This window comes from Paractinoplanes ovalisporus, from assembly GCF_016834655.1.
Classification (GTDB): Bacteria; Actinomycetota; Actinomycetes; order Mycobacteriales; family Micromonosporaceae; genus Actinoplanes; species Actinoplanes ovalisporus.
Map to the genome: position 1 here is coordinate 784013 of NZ_JAENHP010000001.1, position 19822 is coordinate 803834.

Consider the following 19822-nt stretch of genomic DNA (forward strand, 5'->3'; position numbering starts at 1 on the left):
CCTCCTCGTGTCCCGTGTGCCCAGCCTCGGCTGCGCCACCGGGGCTGGACGTTCCTGACCGCGTTTCCCACGCGCGGCGGGATGGCGCTGCCCATCCGACGGAACTCCCGGAAAGTCCACTTCAACCATGCGCAACATCGGCATCCTCGCCCACGTCGACGCGGGCAAGACCACCCTGACCGAACGCATCCTGTTCCTCACCGGCGCCACCTACAAGCGCGGCGAGGTGCACGACGGCACCACGGTCACCGACTTCGACCCGCAGGAGCGCGAGCGTGGCATCACCATCTTCTCGGCCGCGGTCAGCTGTGACTGGCGCGGCGAACAACTGAACCTGATCGACACCCCGGGGCACGTCGACTTCACCGACGAGGTCGAACGGTCGCTGCGGGTGCTCGACGGGGCCGTGGTCGTGTTCGACGGCGTGGCCGGGGTCGAACCGCAGAGCGAGGCCGTGTGGCGGCAGGCCGACCGGTACGGGGTGCCGCGGATCGCGTTCGTCAACAAGCTGGACCGGGCGGGCGCGGACTTCGACCTGGCCGTGGAGTCGCTGCGGGACCGGCTCGGGGTGACTCCGCTGGTCGTGCAGTGGCCGTTCCCCGGCGGCGTGGTCGATCTGGTCTCCATGCGGGTTCTGACCTGGAACGACGCTCCCGCACCAGCCGATCTCGGGCCGGCGCGAGAGGCACGGCAGCGTTTGGAGGAGGCCGTTGCGGAGCTGCACCCGGCCGCCCTGGAGGAACTTGGTGACATTTCGGACACTGTCTTGAGAGCGGCGCTCCGGGACCTCACGATCTCGGGCGAGGCGGTTGTCGTGCTGGGCGGCGCGGCCTATCGCAACGTCGGCGTGGAACCGCTGCTCGACGCGGTGGTCGACTACCTCCCGGCGCCGGGCGGCGACCCGTCCGCTCCCCTGACCGCGCTCGCGTTCAAGGTGCAGACGGGCCGGCAGGGACGGCTGACGTTCGTCCGCGTCTACGACGGCGTGCTGGTCAAGGGCGGCACCGTGTGGGACGCGGCCGAGGGCCGGACCGAACGCGCCGGGCGGGTCCTGCGGGTGCAGGCCGACCGGCTCACCGACCTGGACCGGGCCGAGGCGGGGGACATCGTCGCGCTGGCCGGGATCAAGCGGGCCCGGGCCGGGACGACGCTGTCCACCCGGGAGCACCCCGTGCTGCTCGAGGCTCCGGCGACGGCCACGCCTCTGGTGTCGGTCGCGGTCGAACCCCGGACCCGGGCCGACGCGCAACGGCTTCCGGCGGCGCTCGCGGCGCTGGCCGAGGAGTTTTCCGTACGGGTCGGGGCCGAGGACGGGCAGACGCTGCTGTCCGGGCAGGGCGAGTTGCAACTGGAGGTGGCCGTGACCAGGCTGCGCGAGGCCGGAGTGGCCGTGAACGTCGGGCGTCCCCGGGTGGCGTACCGGGAGACCGTCGTGCGCGGCGTGACCGGTCACGTGCACCGGCACGTCAAGCAGGACGGCGGGGCCGGCCAGTTCGCCCACATTGTGCTCGACGTGACGCCGCTCCTCCCGCCCGGGGACACCGGCTTCGAGTTCGCCTCGACGGTGACCGGCGGGCGGGTACCGGCCGAGTACGTACGGGCGGTCGAGGCCGGCTGCCGGGACGCACTGGCCGACGGTCCGCTCGCCGGTCACCCGGTGGCCGGGCTGCGGGTCACGCTGACCGACGGCGGCACGCACGTGAAGGACTCGTCCGAGATGGCGTTCCGGACGGCCGGGCGGGCCGGTCTGCGCGCGGCCCTGGCAGCGTGCACGATGGCGCGGCTGGAGCCGGTCGCCGACGTGACGGTCAGCGCGCCGGCCGACGCCCTGGGCACGGTGCTCGGCGACCTCGCGGCCCGCCGCGGCCAGGTCACCGGCTCGACACCCGGGTCGGTGACGGCGGTGGTGCCGCTGGCCGAGCTGTTCGGTTACGCGACCGAGCTGCGCAGTCGTACGAAGGGCCGGGCGACCTTCGCCACGCGTCCGGCCGGCTACCGGCTCGCCGCCTGATCCACGGGCCGCCGACCGGTGGCTCGCCGCCTGACCCAGGGGCCGCCGGTCGGCGACCCGCCGTCTGATCCACGGGCCGCCGACCGGTGGCTCGCCGTCTGATCTACGGGCCGCCGACCGGTGGCTCGCCGTCTGATCCACGCTGCCCCGGGCCCGGCGCCTGGAGGGGATGACCCGGGTCCGGGGCAGCGGGGTCTAACCTGGCCTCGGTGGGCAACGGGACGAGATCATCGGCGGGGCGACGGGGCGGCGGCCCCGGACGCCTGCCCACACACCGCCTGGTGCTGGCGATGGCGCTGCTGTCGACCGCTCCCCCGCTGGTGATCCACGAGGGCTGGCGGGGCGTGCTGGTCGCGGTGGCCGCCGTCTTCTACGCGGCCTACCTGCTGCTCGGCAAGCGCTGGCCCCGCCTGCGCCGCCGCCGGGTCGCACCCCCGCGCCCCGGCCCGCTGCCCGTCCCGTCCGCCACACAGGCGCCCGCCCCACCCGCGTTGCAGCCGCCCACCACGCCGCTCTCTCGGTCGGACGCCCCGGCGGCCGCACACCCTCTTTCCACGCCAACCGCGCAGCCACCCACCACACCCGCGCCGCCGCTGGAGTCCGCCGCGGATCGTGCGGACGAATCAGCGCCCGAGCACTGATCCGCGAAGAGCCCGGGCCTGTCGTCCGCGGCGCCCTGATAGGCAACTGGGTGTCCTGACCGGTACTCCGGCACCGCGCTGCGCCGCTCACTCCTGCGGGCCGCGCGTGTCGCCGAACGGCGTATCCCAGCGGTCCGACCTGACGGCCATTGTGCTCAGTCTGCACACCTTCGCCCCGGGCGCCTTTTCCGCGAGCGGGCCGGGCCTAGGCTCGGCGAGTTCGGCTCCAACGGCACCCGACAGCGGAGGCGCCATGCGAGCACCCTCGCTCGACGAGGCCGAGTGGCTCGACTCCGGGCCCCGCGACCTCGACGGTCACGTCGTGCTCTACGACTTCTGGACGCTGACCTGCGTCAACTGGCTACGCACGGCGCCCTGGCGACGGGCCTGGTGGCGGGCCTACCGCGACGACGGTCTGGTCGTCGTCGGGGTGCACACGCCCGAGTTCGCCTTCGAGCACGACCCCGATCTGATCCGCCGGGCCGTCGCCACCCGTGGCATCGACTATCCGGTGGTGGTCGACAGCGACTACGCGGTGTGGAAGGCGTTCGACAACCACTTCTGGCCGGCGCTCTATCTGGCCGACCGGCACGGGATGATCCGCGACACCCATTTCGGGGAGGGCCGCTACGCCGAGACCGAGCGGACCATCCAGCGCCTGCTCGGCGTGGCCCGGCCGGCGACCGTGGTCGAGGCGCGCGGTGTCGAGGCCGAGGCCGACTGGGAGCGGTTGCGCACACCGGAGACCTATCTCGGGTACGCCCGCGGCGAGCGCTCCGCCTCGGTGGGCGGGCCGCACGCGTACAGCTATCCGGGTTTTCTCGGGTCGAACCAGTGGGCGCTCGCCGGGGACTGGGCGCTGACCAGCGAATACGCCTCCGTGCAGGCCCCGGGCGGCAGCATCGCGTTCCGCTTCGAGGCCCGCGACGCCAACCTGGTGCTCACCACGCCCGCCTCCCCGGTGCCGTTCCAGGTGTTCCTCGACGGCGAGCCGCCCGGCGACGCCCACGGCGAGGACACTGCCCCCGACGGCCGCGGTGTGCTCACCGAGGGCCGCATGTACCAGCTGATCCGCCAGCCGGGCCCGTTCGGAGAGCGCCACCTCGAGATCGTCTTCACCGAGGCCGGCGCCCAGGCGTACGTGTTCACGTTCGGCTGAGCTCACGCCCTACCGAGCGTCCCGCGGAACGCCCAGCACGGATACCCAGCCGCCGAAACGCCCGGCGCGGAACGCCCACCGGCCGGAACGACCGCAACGGAACGCCCAGCGGCCGAGGCGGCTGACGGGTCAGCGGACGAACCGCTCCCGCCGCACGGTCGGGCGGCGACCGCGGATCGTGCTGCGCTGCATCGCCGAGATGACCATGTCGGCGGCCGGCTCGGGCACCTCGACCAGCGAGAACCGGTCGGTGATCTGGATGGCCCCGATCTCGCGGGCGCTCAGCCCGGACTCGCCGGCGATCGCGCCGACCAGATCCTGCGGGCGCAGCCCGGCCCGCCGCCCGATGCCGAAGAACAGGCGGGTGACGCCGTCCTGCGACGGGCGGGCGTTGCCGGGGCGGGTCGACTCGCGGCGGCCCGGGCCCGGCTCGCGGCGGCTGGGCGCGCTCGACGGCGTCGGGATCTCGGCCTCGTCGACGTCGCCGCCGGCCGCCTCGTGCAGCAGCTTCACCGCGGCCAGGGCGATGTTCTCGACGTCGAACTCGTCGGCCAGCGAGTCGAGCACGACCCGGAACCGTTCCAGGTCGTCCGTCTCGAGGCTGGCCTGCAACGCCGTCCGGGTGTTCTCGAGCCGCCGGGCCCGCAGGTCGGTGACGGTCGGCAGCTTCTCCAGGGTGATCCGCTGGCCGGTGAGCCGTTCGATGGCCTTGAGCATCCGCTGTTCCCGGGGCTCGGCCAGCGTGATCGCGGAACCCTCGCGACCGGCCCGGCCCACCCGGCCGATGCGGTGCACGTACGCCTCGGGGGCCGCTGGCACGTTGAAGTTGATCACGTGGGTGAGCTGTTCGACGTCGAGGCCGCGGGCCGCCACGTCGGTCGCGACCAGCAGCTCGGTCGAGCCGCTGCGCAGCCGGCCCATGACGCGGTCGCGCTGGTCCTGGCTCATGCCGCCGTGCAGCGCCTCGGCCCGGTAACCGCGCCCGTTCAGGGTCTCGGTGACCTGGTCGACCTCTTCGCGGGTGCGGCAGAAGACGATCGCCGACGAGGGCGCCTCGACGTCGAGGATGCGGCCCAGGGCGGCCGGGCGGTGGGCGCGGGCGACAATGTAGGCGCTCTGCCTGACCAGCGGCATCTCGCCCGGTTCGGGAGCCTGGCGGCCCATCGTGATGCGGACGGGTTCGCGCAGGTGGCGGCGGGCGATGCTGTCGATGCGGGGCGGCATCGTGGCCGAGAACAGCACCGTCTGCCGCTCGGCCGGGGTCTCGGCCAGGATCGCCTCGATGTCTTCGGCGAAACCCATGTCGAGCATCTCGTCGGCCTCGTCGAGCACGACCGTCCCGACGTCGCCGAGCTGCAGGGTCTCGCGTTCGATGTGGTCGAGCACCCGGCCCGGCGTGCCCACGACGACGTCGACGCCGCGGGCCAGCGCCTGCAACTGGCGCCCGATCGGCTGCCCGCCATAGACCGGCAGCACCCGCACGCCGAGGTCGCGGCCATAGCGGTGGACCGCCTGGGAGACCTGTTCGGCCAGCTCCCGGGTCGGCACCAGCACCAGCGCGGCCGGGCCGCCCGCGCGCTTGCCCGCGGTCAGCCGCTGCAGCACGGGCAGCGCGAACGCGGCCGTCTTGCCGGTGCCGGTGGCCGCCTGACCCACGAGGTCGTTGCCCTCGACCAGCGGCGGGATGGCCTCGCGCTGGATCGGCGTCGGTTCCTCGTAGCCGAGGCTGGTCAGGGCGCGAAGAAGCTCGGGCCGCAACCCCAGTTCGGCGAATTCCATGACCACAACCTTAGGAGTACGGCCTCAGGGGCCGCGTCACAGGGCTGCGGTCGCGGCCCGCAGCTCGGCCAGGGCGGCCAGCGCGTGGGGCGCCAGGTCGTCATCGGCGGCCTCGGACCATGCGGCGTACCCCCGTTTGAAGGCCAGCATGCCGAGCTCACCGGCGAGGGCGGCCGTCGCGTCGGGCACACCCCGGGCGACCAGCGCCCCGGTCAGCGCGGCGGCCATGCTGACGCTCTTGAGCGCATCGCGTTCCTGCAGCTCGGCGCTGGCCGCGATGGCGGCCTTCATGCGGGGGCCCAGCTCGCGGTTCATCGGCCCCATGGCCCCGGACGCGCGCTCCAGCCCGGCGGCGACCGCCTCGAGGGGCCCGGCCCCGGCGGGGGCCTCGGCGACCCCTTCGGCCAGCAGCCGGCTCAGCGCCTCCTGCCCGGCGACCAGCAGTTCGCGCTTGTCGGGGAAGTGGCGGAAGAAGGTGCTCTTGGTGACGCCGGCCCGCTCGGCGATCTGCGCCACCGTGGTCGCGTCGTATCCCTGCTCGGCGAACAGGTCGACCGCGGCCAGAACGAGGCGCTCCCGCGCTCCGGGTTCCCAACGAGCCATGACCACCATCATAGTGACGGGACCTTTGTCCCGTCATCGTGCTAGCGTGACGGGACAAGAGTCCCATCACTAGGAGCGTCCCATGCACGTCTTCATCACCGGCGGCACCGGCCTGATCGGTTCCGCCGTCGTCGCCGAACTGCTCGCGCACGGCCACACCGTTCTCGCGCTGGCCCGCTCCGACGCCTCCGCGGCGGCCGCCGAGGCAGCTGGGGCCGAGGTCATCCGGGGCGGCCTGGCCGACCTCGACGCGATCCGGGCCGGCGCCGCCCGCAGCGAGGGCGCGATCCACCTGGCCTTCGGCAACGACTTCAGCAGCGCCGAGGCGGTGGCCCGGTCGGTGGCCGAGGAGGGCGCCGCCGTGGCCGCCATCGGCGAGGAACTTATCGGCAGCAACCGGCCGTTCGTCACGGTTTCGGGTACGCCGTGGGTGCCGGGCCGCGCCTCGACCGAGGCCGACCAGGTGCCGACCGAGGGACCGGTCGGCGGTCGCGGCCGCTCGGTCATCGGGGTGCTCGACCTGGCCTCGCGCGGGGTCCGCAGTTCGGCCGTCCGGATGCCGCGCACGGTGCACAACGCGGGCGACGGCGGATTCGCGGGGCTGCTGACCCAGATCGCCCGCCGGACCGGCGTCTCCGGCTATCCCGGCGACGGCACCCAGCGCTGGCCGGCCGTGCACGCGCTCGACGCCGCCGTGCTCTTCCGGCTGGCCCTGGAGAAGGCACCGGCCGGCACCGCCTGGCACGCGGTGGCCGACGAGGGGGACGCCGTCCGGGACATCGCCGAGGTCATCGGCCGCCGCCTGGGGCTGCCGGTCGAATCGGTTCCGGAGGAGACGTACGGACCGCTCGGCCCGATCTTCGCGACCGACCAGCCCTCGACCAGCACCTTCACACGCCGGCAGCTCGGATGGGAACCGACCCACCCGAGCCTGCTGGCCGACCTCGAGAACATCAAGCCCTGACCGCACTGACGGCCGGGCCCCGGACCGTACGGCGGGTGGTCTGGACCGTGGCGAACCCGGTGAGCGCGACCGCCGCCGCGGCGATGAGCGCGAACGCCACCGGGGACACGTCGGGCCACACCTGACCGGCCCGGGCCGAGCCGAACGGCAGGATCGTGAACATCGAGGCCGCGAGGCCGCCGAGCACGCCGGTCACGGTGATCAGCACCCCTTCGAGCGAGACCATCGCCAGCAGCTGGCCCCGGGTGGCGCCGGCCAGACGCTGCTGGGCGAACTCGCGCCGGCGGTGGGCGGTCGCCGCGACCAGCGTGTTCACCAGCATGATGGCCACGAACAGCGTGATCATGCCGACCACCACGTAGTTCAGGGTCTGGATGTCCTGCGCGTACTCGGGCTGGATCTGGCCCTCCGCCGCCCGATCCTCGATCCCCTGCATATAGACGGTGGCGGTGGCGATGCCGGTGAACAGCAGCACCGGCATGACCGCGGAGGCGAGCGACCGGGTCCGGGCGTGCACCCCGGTCACCGCCAGCGAGCCGGGCACCCCGAGGACCCGTAAGAGTGGACCCAGAACGACCGTGACCAGGCGCAGCAGCTCGGGGGCGAGCAGGGCCAGGCCGATCGACGCCCAGATGCCCGCCTGCCCGGCCGTCTGCATGGCGTCGATGCCTTTGCCGTCCATCAGGGTCGCGGTCAGCACCGCGCAGTTGGCGCCGGCCAGCAGCATCAGGCCGGCCCCGATGCGGCGCAGCCGGGGCCGCTCGCGACGGGCCGACGCCGACGAGGTGCGCCGGGCGGTGGCGATCCCGGCCGCCAGCGAACCCGCGAGCGTGACCCCGAAACCGGCTCCGAGCGCGATCGGGCCGAAGGCGGCGCCGACCGTCTCCGCGACCTGCCCGGTGTCCTGCAGCAGGGAGACCAGCACCCGCCCGAGCAGCCAGCCGACCGGTACCGCGACCGCCGAGGCGACCACGGCGACCGTCACGGCTTCCCCCACGACCATCCGGCGCAGCTGGGGACCGGTGGCCCCGGCCCGGCGCAGCAGCGCGATCTGCTCGGAGCGCTGCCGGACGGCCAGGGTGAGCGTCGAGGTCACGGCGAACGCGACGATGACCAGGCACCAGCCGCCGCCGACGCTGGCCGTGGTGACCAGCGATTCGTTGCCGTCGGCGGCGGAGACCCCGGAGGCGGTGTCGATCAGCGACGCGAACGCCATGATCAGCGCGGCCCCGAGGAACGCGGAGAGGAAGGTGGCGACGAAGCCGCCGGGACGGTGACGCAGGTTGCGCAGCGCGACGGCGATCATGCCGGCACCGCCCGCAGACGGTCACCGAGGTGGGCCAGGCGCTCGGCCACGGCGTCGGCGGTGGGCGCGGCCAGCGATCCGGCCAGCCGGCCGTCGGCCAGGAAGACGACCGAGTCCGCGTACGCGGCGGCGACCGGATCGTGGGTGACCATGACCACCGTGCGTCGGTGCTCGTGCACGACGGACCGCAGCAGCGTCAGCACCTCGCGGGCGCTGCGCAGGTCGAGCGCGCCGGTGGGCTCGTCGGCGAAGATGACCGCGGGCTCGGTGACCAGCGCCCGGGCCACGGCCACGCGCTGCCGCTGCCCGCCCGAGAGACGCTCCGGCAGTTCGCCCGTCCGGTCCCCCAGCCCGAGCTGTTCGAGCACCGCGCGCACCCGCTTGCGATCCGGACGGCGGCCGGCCAGGCGCAGCGAGAGCACAGTGTTCTGCTCGACGGTGAGCGACGGCAGCAGGTTGTAGTCCTGGAAGACGAACCCCACCCTCGTACGGCGGAACTTCGTCATGGGTGTGTCCTTGGTGGCCGTCAGCTCGGCGCCGTCGATGAACACGCGACCCCCGGTCGGCCGGTCGAGCCCCGCCGCGCAGTGCAGCAGCGTGCTCTTGCCGGAACCGGACGGTCCCATCACGGCGGTGAAACTGCCCGCGGGGAACCCGGCCGTGACGCCGTCCAAAGCGGTGACGCCACCCTCGTACGTCTTGTACAGATGTTCTACTCTGACGATGTCTGTCATGGATACACCGTACGAACGCACTACATCGGAAAGCGGTAGTGCTAGCACCCGTATCCGCCTAGTGCACTAGCTTCGAATGCACTAGTGCACTAGGGAGGGCCCGCATGAGTGTCTATCGCCGGATCGCCGACGAGATCGCCGCGCGCATCGCCGCCGGCGAACCCGCCCCGGGCGAGCGCATCATGTCGACCCGCCAGATCATGGCCGAGTACGGGGTCGCGATGGCCACCGCGACCAAGGTGATCACGCTGCTGCGGGAGGAGGGCCTGGTCCGTACGAGACCCGGGGTGGGCACGGTCGTAGCGGTCGGCGCCCGGCCCGCCGGCACAGGCCCCGACCGCGACCTGGTCGTCCGCACCGCCATCACGATCGCCGACAGCGAGGGCCTGGCCGGCCTGTCGATGCGGCGCCTCGCCGGTGAGCTGGGCATCCCCACCATGTCGGTCTATCGGCACGTGGCCGACAAGGAGGAACTCGTGCTGCTGATGATGGACAAGGTGATGGCGGCCAACCCGCCCCCGCCGCTGATGTCGGCCGAGAGGGACGGCTGGCGGGCCTGCGTCGAGGCCCTGGCCCGGTTGCAGTGGTCGATGTACCGGCGGCACACGTGGCTGGCGATGGCGGTCTCGTTCACCCGCCCGCTGCTGGCGCCGAACGCGATGGCCCACACCGAGTGGACGATGCGGGCCCTGGACGGTTTCGGGCTCGACCCCAGGATCCAGTTCCGGGCGGCGGTCACGGTGGCCAATTACGTACGGGGAACCGCGGTCAACCTGGAGGAGGAGGCGCAGGCCGAGCAGGAGACCGGGATGACCGACCTGGAATGGCTCGACTCGCAGCAGCAACGCTTCACCGAGGTGCTGGCGACCGGCAAGCTGCCGCTGATGGCCCGTTTCATCACCGGCGAGGATCACGACTTCGACCTCGACACGCTGCTGGAGTACGGCCTGCAGCGCCTGCTCGACGGCCTCGAGACCCAGCTGACCCCGCCGGCTTTCGACGGCACCGGAAGGAAACCGTAAGCGGGCTCGGGCAGTGTTCCGGGTGTCACCAACGACCCCTGGGAGCCCACGATGCGCAAGCTGATCAACTCGACCTACATCACCCTCGACGGTGTCATCGAGAACCCGGTCTGGACCTCGCCCTACTTCGCCGAGGAGGCGGCGGCCCTGGCGGCCGAGCTGACCGGCGACGCCGACGCGATGCTGATGGGCCGGGCCACCTACGACGGCATGTCGGTGGCCTGGCCGGCCATGGACGAGAGCGACCCGAGCACCGGCGCCGCCTACTTCAACCACGTCAAGAAGTACGTCGCCTCGACCACCCTGACCGACCCGACGTGGAACAACACCGAGGTGCTGCAGGGCGACCTGGTCGAGGCGGTCACCGCGCTCAAGGCTCAGGACGGCCAGAACATCATCCAGTACGGCTTCGGCGAGGTCACCGCCACGCTGCTCAAGGCCGGGCTGGTCGACGAGGTGCACTTCTGGATCCACCCGGTGCTGGAGGGCAGTGCCAACCTGACCAGTGCGCTCAAGGATGTGAAAGCCACGTTCGAGCTGATCGGCACGAAGGTCTTCACCAACGGCGTCATCGTGGCGACGTACCGCCCGCGCTGACCAGCTCGTCGAAGCGCGGCCGGCCCAGGGCGGCGACCAGGCGCGCGGTCACCCGGCCGATCTCGTCGAGCTCGGCCGGGGCGGGCGGGGTCGCGTGCTTCTCGCGGGCCGCGGCGGCCACCCCGAGCAACCGGGCGCCCTCCTCCGGTTCGCTCACCGCGGCCAGCCCCTCCAGCGCGCCGATGGTGTCGCGCGGCGCGCCCATCTCCTCGGCCGCCTGGTAGGCCTCGGTGTGCAGCGCCCGGGCCTTCTCCGCATCGCCGAGCAGCTCGGCCGCGTAGCCCAGCTCGACCAGCACCATCGGCAGGTACAGCGCCGGCTGCGGCGCGGTCCGGCCCTCGTCGGCGATCCGCGACAGGTGCCGCACGGCCACGTCGAGACGCCCGGACCGCCGGGCGGCCATGCCGAGACACATCTCCGCGAACACGACCGCGGTCGGAGCGCCCTGCTCGACCGTCATCCGGTAGGCGCGCTCGGCCAGCTCGCGGCCCTGCTCGTACTCCCGGGACTGCACGGCCAGCCACGCCAGCCAGGACAGCTTGGCCGCGACCTCGGGCCACAGTTCGAGCTCCTCGGCCCAGCGCAGCGCCTCCCGGTTCAGCGCGGCCGCCCGGTCCGCCTCGCCGCGCATGTCGGCCAGCCCGCCCAGCCAGTCGGCGGCCCGCAGCCGGCCCCACCGGTCCCCCAGCCCGGCGAAGAGCACGTCGGCCCGGGTCGCCGTGGTTTCGAGGGCACTCAGGTCACCGGCCGCGTGGGCGATCATCGCGCGGCTGGTCAGCGCGGCCGCCTCGGTCCAGGGCCCGTCGAACTCCCCCGCCAGCAGAGCGCCGGCCAGTGCCAGGTCGCCGCGTTCGAGCACAGCGTGCGCCACGAACCAGTCGGCCCGCCCGGTTTCCGGCGCCTTCTCCCGTACGGCGTCAGGGAGGTTCTTCCGTACGGTGTCGGGAACTGGATCGCCTTGCAGCAGCGCGAATCCGAGCCGCCAGGGCGCCGCCCGCCGCTCCTCGTCCGGGCGGCCGCTCATCGCCAGGGCCAGCCGAGCCTCGCTGAGCCGGCCCCGCAGATAGAGGTACCAGCACAGGGCCAGGGCCAGGCGCAGCCCACCCCCGTTCTCCAGCGCCACCCGCAGGTTGGCCCGCTCGGCATCCAGCACGGCCAGCCACTCCCGCTGACGCGGGCCGCGCAGTTCGGGGTCGGCGCGTTCGGCCAGATCCACGTAGTACGCGGTGTGCCGGGCGCGCAGCTCGTCGGCGTCGGTGCCGGTGAGCTGCCCGGCGCCGAACTCGGCGACCGACTCGAGCAGCCGGTAGCGCGGCCCGTCCTCCATCACGACCAGCGACCGGTCGACCAGGCGGTCCACGGTGTCGAGACCGGCGCCGCCGACCCGCTCGGCCGCCTCCGGGGTGCAGCCGTCGCGGAACACCGAGAGCCGGGCCAGCGCCCGCTGGTCCTCGGCCGGCAGCAGGTCCCAGCTCCAGGCGATGACCGCGGTCAGGGTGCGCTGCCGTTCCGGCACGTCCCGCTGTTTCGAGGTGAGCAGCGCGAAACGGTCGCCGAGCCGGTCGACCACACCCTGCACGCCGAGGGCGCGGACGCGGGTGGCGGCGAGTTCGAGGGCGAGCGGCAGGCCGTCCAGCCGACGGCAGAGCCGGGCCACGGCGGGCGCGGTGCGCTCGTCGAGCTGGAACCCGCGCTGCTGCGCCGCGGCTCGGGCCATGAAGAGGCGGGCCGCGGCGGAACGCCGTACGGAATCAAGGCTTCGGGGGTCGTCCGGCACGGCCAGGGGCCCGACATCCCAGATGCGCTCGCCGGCCACGCGCAGCGGCTCCCGGCTGGTGGCCAGCACGCGGACGCCTTCTCTGATCAGCCGGCCGGCCAGCTCGGCAGCCGGCTCGACGACGTGCTCGCAGTTGTCCAGAACGAGCACCGTGCCGGTTTCGCGCAACGCCGAGACCAGCCGTTCGGTGGCGTCGACGGTCGCGCCCGGAGCCTCGTGCCGGCCGAGCACACCCAGCACGTGCTCGGCCACCCGGGTGTCGCCGGCCGGAAGCGGCGCCAGCTCCACGAACACGGCCGCTTCGAGCTCGGCCGCCACCGCCACGGCCAGGCGCGTCTTGCCCACACCACCCGGGCCGACCAGTGTGAGCAGCCGGCTGCTGGGGACAAGCGCGCGCAGCTCGGTCAGGGCCTCGGCGCGACCGATCAGCTCGTCGAGCTGGGCGGGCAGGCTGTTGCGGACGATCGCGGCCTTGGGGGTGGCGCTGAGAGCCGGGTCCTGGTCGAGGATCTGCCGATGCAGCGCGACCAGCTCCGGGCCGGGGTCGAGGCCCAGCTCGTCGGCCAGGTGTTCGCGGAGCCCGGCGTAACTCTCCAGAGCCTCGGCCTGGCGACCGGAGGCGTACAGGGCCCGGATCTGCAGTGCCCGCAGCCCCTCGCGCAGCGGATGCCGGTCGACCAGCGCGGCCAGATCGGCGGCGACCAGGTCGTGCTCGCCGCGGGCCAGCCGGGCCGCGGCCAGGCGCTCGTGCACGACCAAGCGCTGCTCGGTCAACCGGGACGCTTCGGCCCGCGCGAACTCCTGGTCGGCGACATCGGCGTACGCCTGCCCGCGCCACAGTTCCAGGGCCGCGGACAGCGGGTCGGCGTCGGTCGAGTCGGCCAGCGCCGTGAATTGGTCGGCGTCCACCTCGCCGGCCCGCAGCCGATAGCCGGGCGGACAGGATTCGACCAGGTCACGGGCGCCCGGCTCGGCGTCGTTGAGCGCCTTGCGCAGCTGCGAGACCCGCACCTGCAGGGCCGCGCCCGGGTTCGCGGGCGCGTCGTCACCCCACAGGTCGTCGATGAGCCGGTCGGCCGACACCACCCGGTTGCGGTTCGCGAGCAGGACGGCCAGCAGCATCCGTACCTTCGCCCCCGGCACGACGACGGGCCCACCGTCGTCGGTCGTGACGGCGAGCGGACCGAGGATCCCGAAGCGCACGAGTGGTAAGTCTGCCGTAAGCGTCCTCGCACACCCTGAGCGCATGGACCTCTACCTCGAAGAACACGGCTGCGGCCCGGGCCGGCCGGTGGTTCTGGTGCACGGCGCGCTGTCCGGGATCCGTACGTCGTTCGGCCCGATCCTGCCCCGGCTGGCCGCGACCCGGCGGGTGATCGCGGTCGAGTTGCAGGGGCACGGCCGCACCCCCGACATCGACCGCCCGTTCACCGTCGAGGCGTTCGCCGACGACGTGGTGGCGGTACTGGACCGGCTCGGCGTGGAACGGGCCGACGTGTTCGGCTGGAGCCTGGGCGCGGCCGTCGCGCTGCGGCTCGGCACCGACCATCCGCGCCGGGTCGGGCGGCTGGTGCTGGCGTCGGTCAGTTTCGACCACGGCGGCCTGCATCCGGGCCTGCTCGACGGCATCCAGGACCTGCGACCCGAGCACCTGTACGGCTCGGAGCTCCACGACGACTACGTACGGCGCGCGCCCGACCCGGCCGGCTGGCATCGGCTGGTCACGAAGATGAAGGTGCTGGACGCGAACCTGCCGCAGTGGACGCCGGACCAGATCCGGGGCCTGAGCGCGCCGGCCCTGATCGTGGTCGGCGACTCCGACATCGTCCGGCCCGAACACGCCGTACGAATGTTCCGGCTCCTCGGCGGCGCGGTGCCCGGCGACCTGTCCGGGCTGCCGTCGTGCCGTCTGGCCGTGCTGCCCGCAACCACCCACACGTCGCTGCCGCACCGGGCCGCAATGCTGGCGCCGATGGTCACCGAGTTCCTGGACTCAGGGCTTCTTCCCGATGCCGCCGTAGAGGGAGACCTGGGCGTCGGTGAAGGGGACGTCTTCGTCGGGGCGCCAGCTCAGGATGGGGACGACACCCGGCTCGACCATCTCGAGCCCGTCGAAGAAGCGGCCCACCTCGGCCTGTGACCGCAGCCGCGACACCATGCCCTGGTTCCGCATGACCTCGGTGAACCGCCCCCAGGCTTCCGGGTCGTAGTCGGCCGTGAGGTGCGAGACGACGAGGAAGCTGCCACTGGGCAGGGCGCTCATCAGTTCTTTGACGATCCCGTACGGGTCGTGGTCGTCCTCGATGAAGTGCAGAACCGCGAACAGCAGCAGACCCACCGGTTGCTCGAGATCGAGCGTCTCGCGCAGCTCGGCCGACTCGAGGATCCGCCGCGGTTCGCGCAGGTCGGCGTCCACATAACAGGTGCGTCCCTCGGGTGATCCCGTGAGCAGGGCCCGCGCGTGGGCCAGCACGAGCGGGTCGTTGTCGGCGTAGACCACGCGGGCGGCCGGTTCGACCCGCTGGGCAACCTCGTGCACGGTGGGTTTGGTGGGCAGCCCCGTGCCGATGTCGAGGAACTGCCGAACCCCGCGCTGAGCCAGATAGTTCACGCTGCGCCGGAGAAACGCCCGATTCTGCCGAGGCGCCGTCACGGCGTTCGGATTGACCTTGATCCCTTGCTCAGCAGCAGCCCGATCCGCGGCAAAGTTGTCCTTGCCGCCCAGCAGATAGTCGTAGACCCGCGCCGGATGCGGCCGTCCGTTGTCAAAGGCTTCGGTCATCGGCCGAGCCTAGGGCACGGGGGCCGCCTTAAGAACCCCCAAACAATCCCGGGCGCTGCCTCGCGGGCCGGCGCGGTTGCCGCCGACCGCTCGCCCACCGCGAGAGTTCCGGGACGCGATTGTCGGCACGGCGCCCCACAGAAGCCCCGAACAGCTCTTCGCTGAGTGCTGCAGCCCGGCCATCCACCGCGACGGGTTCACCGGCCAGTTCGGCGCGCTCGCGGTACCCCACGTGGAGCGCTTGGCCGGCGAGTCCGAACTCAGCGGCCGCACCCCAGCCCCAGCCACGACACCGTCGCGCCTGGCATCGGGCCAAGCTAGGCATCACCGCGAGTGGCCGCAGCCGGCTCAACCACGACGCCACCGCGCCTGGCATCCGGCCCAGCCAGGCACCACCGCGAGCGTCCACGACCAGCCCAGCTACCTGCGGCCCCTCGGCGGTAACAACAGCGGGATCATTGCGCCCGCCCTCCAGAGATCACTCAAAGCGGCAGCGAGCAAGAATTCGGAAACGTCCAGGTCAGATCCCTGTCGATCAACGATGGGTTGTCCACAGTTCGAGGTTGTCCACAGGGGCGTCGGCAGAGATCGGCTGGAAGCGCAACAATCAGATCGCTGGTGGTGGCCCCCTGGGAGGGCGGGCTATGGGTGGGGACAGCTAGGGGGTGCCGACGGCCAAGCAGTGCCGACCGCCAGGGAGGGCCGACCGCCAGGGAGGGCCGTCGCCTCCGGGGGTGAGACCGGTCGGCTGGGGAGCGACTTGGGCCTTGATCACCTCGACCTGCTCGCCCACCCCGCCGCTGAAACCACTTCGCCCACCCCGCCGCGAAAAACCACCTCGCCAAACCGCCGCGCAAACCACCCCGTCCCACCCACCGCTGAAACAACTACATGCAGTGACTGCGTATTTGCTCAGCGATGACGGAAGTGTGCGTTGCTCACGGTGGCGGGGCGGACGAAAAATGTCTGTTCCTGCCCGTCGGCATTGGTGACGGGCGGTGCGCGCCGGTGGAGTTGAGCGAGACGGGTCCGTCACTGAGAGCTATGACGATGATGGATGGGTGGCCTGAGCAGCAGCGGCGTCCGTGAGTGAGCGGGGCTGCGGCGGCGGCGAAGATCCAGCGGCGCCGGGGAATTTAAGGTGATCTATCAGTTCGGTGCCTGTCGATGTTTTGCAGTCGCGCGTGCGGAGGGTAGGTTCTGCGGTCATGACCGACAGCAATCAGCAGTCCGGCCGGCACGCGGCGAAGCCGGACGATCTCGGCGAGCGCTCCACCGTCAACATCAAGAAGTATCTGTTGAAGGACGAAGAGTTGGAGCGCCGGGCGGCCGCCGAGAGCCAGGGGCGCCACGCGGCCCCGGAGTCGCAGAGCTAAGAGCCAACCCGCGGGCCTCGAGCCACGAGCCAACCCGCGGGCCGCGAGCTAAGAGCGAACCCGCGGGCGACGCGCAAAGAGCGACGCCGGAGACCCGGAACAAACAACGGCCCGGGAGACGCGAACCAGACACGGCCCGGAACATCGGGGCGGGGAACGGCGGGCCGTCAAGAACGGCGCGACGCACGGAGAGCGACAACCAACGGCGTCAGCAAGACCAGCACGGCCACGATCCACAGGGTCACGGTCAGCGGCGAGGACACCAGCACGGTCCAGTCCCCCTCGGACGATGCCAGGGCCCGCCGCAACTGCTGTTCGGCCGACGGCGCCAGGACCAGACCGACCACGGCCGGCGCGACGGGGACGCCGGCCTCCCGCATGAGCAGGCCGACCAGGCCGAGCGCGGTGAGCACGACCAAGGCGGCGATCGTCCCGCCGGCGGCGAACGCCCCCAGGCAGGCGAAAACCAGGACACCGGCGTGGATCCCGTACGCGGGAATGGTCGGCAACCGCACGCGCGCCGGCGACAGGGTGAGCGCGAGCAACAGGATGTGGCCGACGAACAGCGAGGCGATAAGTGCCCACACCAGATCCCCGGATTCGCTGAAGAGTTGCGGGCCGGGTTGCAGCCCGTACGACGGGAAGGCCGTGAGGATGACGGCGGCCGTCGCCGAGGTGGGCAGGCCGATCGCGAGCAATGGAAGCAGCGCGCCCACGGAGGCCGCCGACAACGCGGCCGCCGGACCGGCGACGCCCTCGATCGCGCCGGAATTCCGGGAGAGCCGCTTCTCGACCCGGTAGCTGAGGTAGGCCGACACCTTGGCGCCGAACGGAAATCCGAGCGCGGTGCCGCGCAGCCACGCCGGCCACGAGCGGCGGAAGTCTTCGCGCGAGAGCACTGGCTTACCCCGTACGGGCTCGAACCGGCTCTCCCCCGTGCCCTCGACGAGATGGGCGAACGTCCCGCCGAGCGCGAACAACGCGATCACCACCACGACCACGTCGATGCCGTCGAACAGCGACGGCATCCCGAACGTGAGCCGGTTCTGACCGACCAGGCCGATCGCGGCGCCGATGACCAGGCTCGCTGCGCCCTTGAGCAGGCTCGGGCCGGCGAGCGCGCTGACCGTCGCGAACACCACCGCCATCAGGGCCACGTATTCGGGCGGGCCGAAGTGGACCGCGATGCCGGCTACGAACGGTGCGGCCACCAGGAGCGCGACGGCGCCGATGGTGCCCCCGACGAAGCGGCCGATCGGCGCCACCCGGTTGACCTCCAACGATGCGTGCGTGCCGAGCAGGACGGAGGCGCTCGAACCGCCGTAGTAGACGCCCGCGAACATGATCAGCGCAGCCGTCGGGTCGAGCCGGAACGTCAGCGGCAGCAGCAGCGCGACGGCCGGCGCGGGACCGATGCCGGGCAGCGCGCCGACGGCCACGCCGATCGTGACGCCGACCAGCGCCCACAGCAGGTTCGCGGGGGCCAGCGCGTCCGCGAAGCCCACCTCAGAACCCCCACGGCCCGGCCGGCAGCGACAGCCCGATCAGCACGTCGAAGACCAGAAAGACGACAACCGCCAAGGTCCATCCGTACGCCACCACGCGCGCGGGATGCGGCGCCCCGAGCAGCAGTGCGGCGCTGACGAACAGGACCGCGGCGCAGAAGACGAACCCCATGATCGGCAGCAGGAACGCGAAGGCGAGCAGCGTGGCCACGAGCGCGGTCAGACGCCACAAACGGCGGGGTTTTCCGTTTCCCGTACGCAGGGAGCCCCGCGCCTGGACGAGCAGACCACCGCCGAGCAGGCCGAGCAGCACGCCGATCAGGGTGGGCGCCGCGGCCGGGCCGAGCGCCTCGTCCGAGCCCGGCAACCGGGCCGCGTCGACGAGCACGACCACGCCGGCGACGACCATGAGCAGGCCCAGCAACGCCGAGGCCCGCTGCTCGGGGCCCGGGGGACGGTTCACGCCAGACCCATCAGCACGAGGACCCGGGTGACCGTACGGCGTTCCCGCTCGATGTACTGCCGGAACTGGTCCCCGGTCAGGGTGGCCTCGGTCCAGCCCCGCCGCCGCAGGGTCTCCCGCCAGGCCGCGGTGCGGGTCATGCGGACGAGAAGGTCTTCCAGCCGCCGCTCGTCGTCGGGGCCGATGCCGGGCGGGGCCACCACGCCACGCCAGTTGGCGAGTTCCACGTCGACGCCCCGTTCCCCGAGCGTGGGGACGTCGGGCAGGGTGGGCAGCCGCCGCGGACTGGAGACGGCCACCGCCCGTACGGTGCCCGCCCTGATCTGCCCTTGCATCTCCGACACCCCGGCGACGCCGACGGTCGCGCGCCCCGAGAGCACCGTCGACAGCGCCTCACCGGCGCCGGGGTGCGCCAGGTAGCTGACCCGCGCCGGATCCACCCCGATCGTGTCGGCGATCATCCCGGCCAGGATCTGCCCGATGCCCCCGGCCGGGCCGCCCGCGAACGACACCGACCCCGGGTCCTGCCGCATCCGTGCGACCAGGTCGGCCACGGTCCGCACCGGCGACGACACCGGCACCACGATCACCTGGTGGTCGGTGACGAGCCGGGCCAGGGGTGTGGTGCGGTCCACCCCGACCGGCGAGTCATTGCTCTCGACGGCACCGACCATGACCAGCCCCGTCACCATGAGCCGGGTCGGGTCCCCCTCGTGCCGGACGAACTGGCTGAGCCCGATCGTGCCGCCGCCCCCGGCCACGTTGGCGACCTCGGTGCGCCCCACCTCCCCGCGCAGCGCGGCCTGCATCTCACGGGCGGTCTGGTCCCAGCCACCTCCGGGCGCGGCCGGCACCATGATCCGCAGCTGCCGCCCGTTGCCGAACCCGTCCCCGTCGTGCCCCCACAATGTCGTCGCGACCAGCACAATCGCCGCCAGAACGGCAGCCCCGTACGGCCCCGCGGCCGCGGCCCGACGGCCCACCGGCATCGGTCCTCACCACACTTTCGCGACGTTCCGCGCGACTCCCCCATAGATTCAGGTACCTGGATCTATCAGTCTGAACCAGAACGCCGCCCGGCGCACCTCCCTCCCCCGCACGAC

General features: G+C 72.6%; 16 protein-coding genes and 1 pseudogene. 8 read left to right on the forward strand and 9 right to left on the reverse strand.

All coding sequences use genetic code 11. From position 1 onward, the window contains the following. Positions 1-127 precede the first annotated feature (127 nt). From JIG36_RS03605 to JIG36_RS03615, 3 genes are all read left to right on the forward strand, one after another. The gene (locus tag JIG36_RS03605; RefSeq protein WP_203374515.1) at positions 128-2011 is read left to right on the forward strand and encodes an elongation factor G; all 1884 of its coding nucleotides are present in this window, start codon (positions 128-130) and stop codon (positions 2009-2011) included. Between the two features lie 209 nt (positions 2012-2220). Beyond that, positions 2221-2652: a hypothetical protein gene (locus JIG36_RS03610; protein ID WP_203374516.1), complete on the forward strand. Its 432-nt coding sequence runs from the start codon at positions 2221-2223 to the stop codon at positions 2650-2652. 253 nt (positions 2653-2905) lie between these two features. Then, positions 2906-3811, forward strand: a complete 906-nt coding sequence (locus JIG36_RS03615) for a thioredoxin family protein (RefSeq protein WP_203374517.1) — start codon at positions 2906-2908, stop codon at positions 3809-3811. 129 nt (positions 3812-3940) lie between these two features. On the opposite strand, the gene JIG36_RS03620 is transcribed toward JIG36_RS03615, so the two are convergent. Together JIG36_RS03620 and JIG36_RS03625 are read right to left on the reverse strand one after the other, a co-directional pair. Further along, the gene (locus JIG36_RS03620; protein WP_203374518.1) at positions 3941-5590 is read right to left on the reverse strand and encodes a DEAD/DEAH box helicase; all 1650 of its coding nucleotides are present in this window, start codon (positions 5588-5590) and stop codon (positions 3941-3943) included. Positions 5591-5626: 36 nt separating this feature from the next. Next, a complete protein-coding gene (locus tag JIG36_RS03625) occupies positions 5627-6193 on the reverse strand; it encodes a TetR/AcrR family transcriptional regulator (RefSeq protein WP_203374519.1) in 567 nt (188 codons plus the stop codon). A gap of 82 nt (positions 6194-6275) precedes the next feature. On the opposite strand from JIG36_RS03625, the gene JIG36_RS03630 reads away from it, so the two are divergent. Next, positions 6276-7157: an SDR family oxidoreductase gene (locus JIG36_RS03630; protein WP_203374520.1), complete on the forward strand. Its 882-nt coding sequence runs from the start codon at positions 6276-6278 to the stop codon at positions 7155-7157. Here the strand turns inward: JIG36_RS03630 and JIG36_RS03635 are convergent. Both JIG36_RS03635 and JIG36_RS03640 read right to left on the reverse strand, forming a co-directional pair. Further along, positions 7147-8463 (reverse strand): FtsX-like permease family protein, encoded by a 1317-nt coding sequence (locus JIG36_RS03635; RefSeq protein ID WP_203374521.1) that lies wholly within the window; start codon positions 8461-8463, stop codon positions 7147-7149. The genes JIG36_RS03630 and JIG36_RS03635 overlap by 11 nt on opposite strands. Next, positions 8460-9197 carry an ABC transporter ATP-binding protein gene (locus JIG36_RS03640; RefSeq protein WP_203374522.1) on the reverse strand — a complete coding sequence of 246 codons (738 nt, stop codon included), beginning with the start codon at positions 9195-9197 and terminating at the stop codon, positions 8460-8462. Before JIG36_RS03640 ends, JIG36_RS03635 begins: the two co-directional genes overlap by 4 nt. 104 nt (positions 9198-9301) lie before the next feature. Here JIG36_RS03640 and JIG36_RS03645 point away from each other — a divergent pair, with 104 nt between their 5' ends. Further along, positions 9302-10219, forward strand: a complete 918-nt coding sequence (locus JIG36_RS03645; RefSeq protein WP_203374523.1) for a TetR/AcrR family transcriptional regulator C-terminal domain-containing protein — start codon at positions 9302-9304, stop codon at positions 10217-10219. 51 nt (positions 10220-10270) lie between these two features. Then, positions 10271-10816 carry a dihydrofolate reductase family protein gene (locus JIG36_RS03650; RefSeq protein WP_203374524.1) on the forward strand — a complete coding sequence of 182 codons (546 nt, stop codon included), beginning with the start codon at positions 10271-10273 and terminating at the stop codon, positions 10814-10816. Here JIG36_RS03650 and JIG36_RS03655 read toward each other — a convergent pair. Then, positions 10788-13796, reverse strand: a complete 3009-nt coding sequence (locus JIG36_RS03655) for an ATP-binding protein (RefSeq protein WP_203374525.1) — start codon at positions 13794-13796, stop codon at positions 10788-10790. The genes JIG36_RS03650 and JIG36_RS03655 overlap by 29 nt on opposite strands. A gap of 43 nt (positions 13797-13839) precedes the next feature. Here JIG36_RS03655 and JIG36_RS03660 point away from each other — a divergent pair. Beyond that, a pseudogene (locus JIG36_RS03660) lies at positions 13840-14535 on the forward strand (alpha/beta fold hydrolase); the annotation flags it as partial. A gap of 51 nt (positions 14536-14586) precedes the next feature. Here JIG36_RS03660 and JIG36_RS03665 read toward each other — a convergent pair. After that, a complete protein-coding gene (locus tag JIG36_RS03665; RefSeq protein ID WP_236045502.1) occupies positions 14587-15375 on the reverse strand; it encodes an SAM-dependent methyltransferase in 789 nt (262 codons plus the stop codon). Positions 15376-16583: 1208 nt separating this feature from the next. On the opposite strand from JIG36_RS03665, the gene JIG36_RS03670 reads away from it, so the two are divergent. Next, positions 16584-16751: a hypothetical protein gene (locus tag JIG36_RS03670; RefSeq protein ID WP_203374527.1), complete on the forward strand. Its 168-nt coding sequence runs from the start codon at positions 16584-16586 to the stop codon at positions 16749-16751. 167 nt (positions 16752-16918) lie between these two features. On the opposite strand, the gene JIG36_RS03675 is transcribed toward JIG36_RS03670, so the two are convergent. Genes JIG36_RS03675 through JIG36_RS03685 form a run of 3 tightly spaced genes read right to left on the reverse strand, consistent with a single transcriptional unit; the run spans position 16919 to position 19708 of the window. After that, complete coding sequence (locus JIG36_RS03675) at positions 16919-18256, reverse strand: tripartite tricarboxylate transporter permease (protein WP_203374528.1); 1338 nt, start codon at positions 18254-18256, stop codon at positions 16919-16921. A 1-nt stretch (position 18257) separates the two neighbouring features. Next, positions 18258-18719, reverse strand: a complete 462-nt coding sequence (locus tag JIG36_RS03680) for a tripartite tricarboxylate transporter TctB family protein (RefSeq protein ID WP_203374529.1) — start codon at positions 18717-18719, stop codon at positions 18258-18260. After that, a complete protein-coding gene (locus JIG36_RS03685) occupies positions 18716-19708 on the reverse strand; it encodes a tripartite tricarboxylate transporter substrate binding protein (protein WP_203374530.1) in 993 nt (330 codons plus the stop codon). Before JIG36_RS03685 ends, JIG36_RS03680 begins: the two co-directional genes overlap by 4 nt. Between the last annotated feature and the right edge of the window lie 114 nt (positions 19709-19822).

Bases quoted from the DNA above. Each gene is read 5' to 3' on its own strand.
- JIG36_RS03605 (WP_203374515.1), top strand. From the start codon at position 128: ATGCGCAACATCGGCATCCTCGCCCACGTCGACGCGGGCAAGACCACC.
- JIG36_RS03615 (WP_203374517.1), top strand. From the start codon at position 2,906: ATGCGAGCACCCTCGCTCGACGAGGCCGAGTGGCTCGACTCCGGGCCC.
- JIG36_RS03620 (WP_203374518.1), bottom strand. From the start codon at position 5,590: ATGGAATTCGCCGAACTGGGGTTGCGGCCCGAGCTTCTTCGCGCCCTG.
- JIG36_RS03625 (WP_203374519.1), bottom strand. From the start codon at position 6,193: ATGGCTCGTTGGGAACCCGGAGCGCGGGAGCGCCTCGTTCTGGCCGCG.
- JIG36_RS03630 (WP_203374520.1), top strand. From the start codon at position 6,276: ATGCACGTCTTCATCACCGGCGGCACCGGCCTGATCGGTTCCGCCGTC.
- JIG36_RS03635 (WP_203374521.1), bottom strand. From the start codon at position 8,463: ATGATCGCCGTCGCGCTGCGCAACCTGCGTCACCGTCCCGGCGGCTTC.
- JIG36_RS03640 (WP_203374522.1), bottom strand. From the start codon at position 9,197: ATGACAGACATCGTCAGAGTAGAACATCTGTACAAGACGTACGAGGGT.
- JIG36_RS03645 (WP_203374523.1), top strand. From the start codon at position 9,302: ATGAGTGTCTATCGCCGGATCGCCGACGAGATCGCCGCGCGCATCGCC.
- JIG36_RS03650 (WP_203374524.1), top strand. From the start codon at position 10,271: ATGCGCAAGCTGATCAACTCGACCTACATCACCCTCGACGGTGTCATC.
- JIG36_RS03665 (WP_236045502.1), bottom strand. From the start codon at position 15,375: ATGACCGAAGCCTTTGACAACGGACGGCCGCATCCGGCGCGGGTCTAC.
- JIG36_RS03670 (WP_203374527.1), top strand. From the start codon at position 16,584: ATGACCGACAGCAATCAGCAGTCCGGCCGGCACGCGGCGAAGCCGGAC.
- JIG36_RS03685 (WP_203374530.1), bottom strand. From the start codon at position 19,708: ATGCCGGTGGGCCGTCGGGCCGCGGCCGCGGGGCCGTACGGGGCTGCC.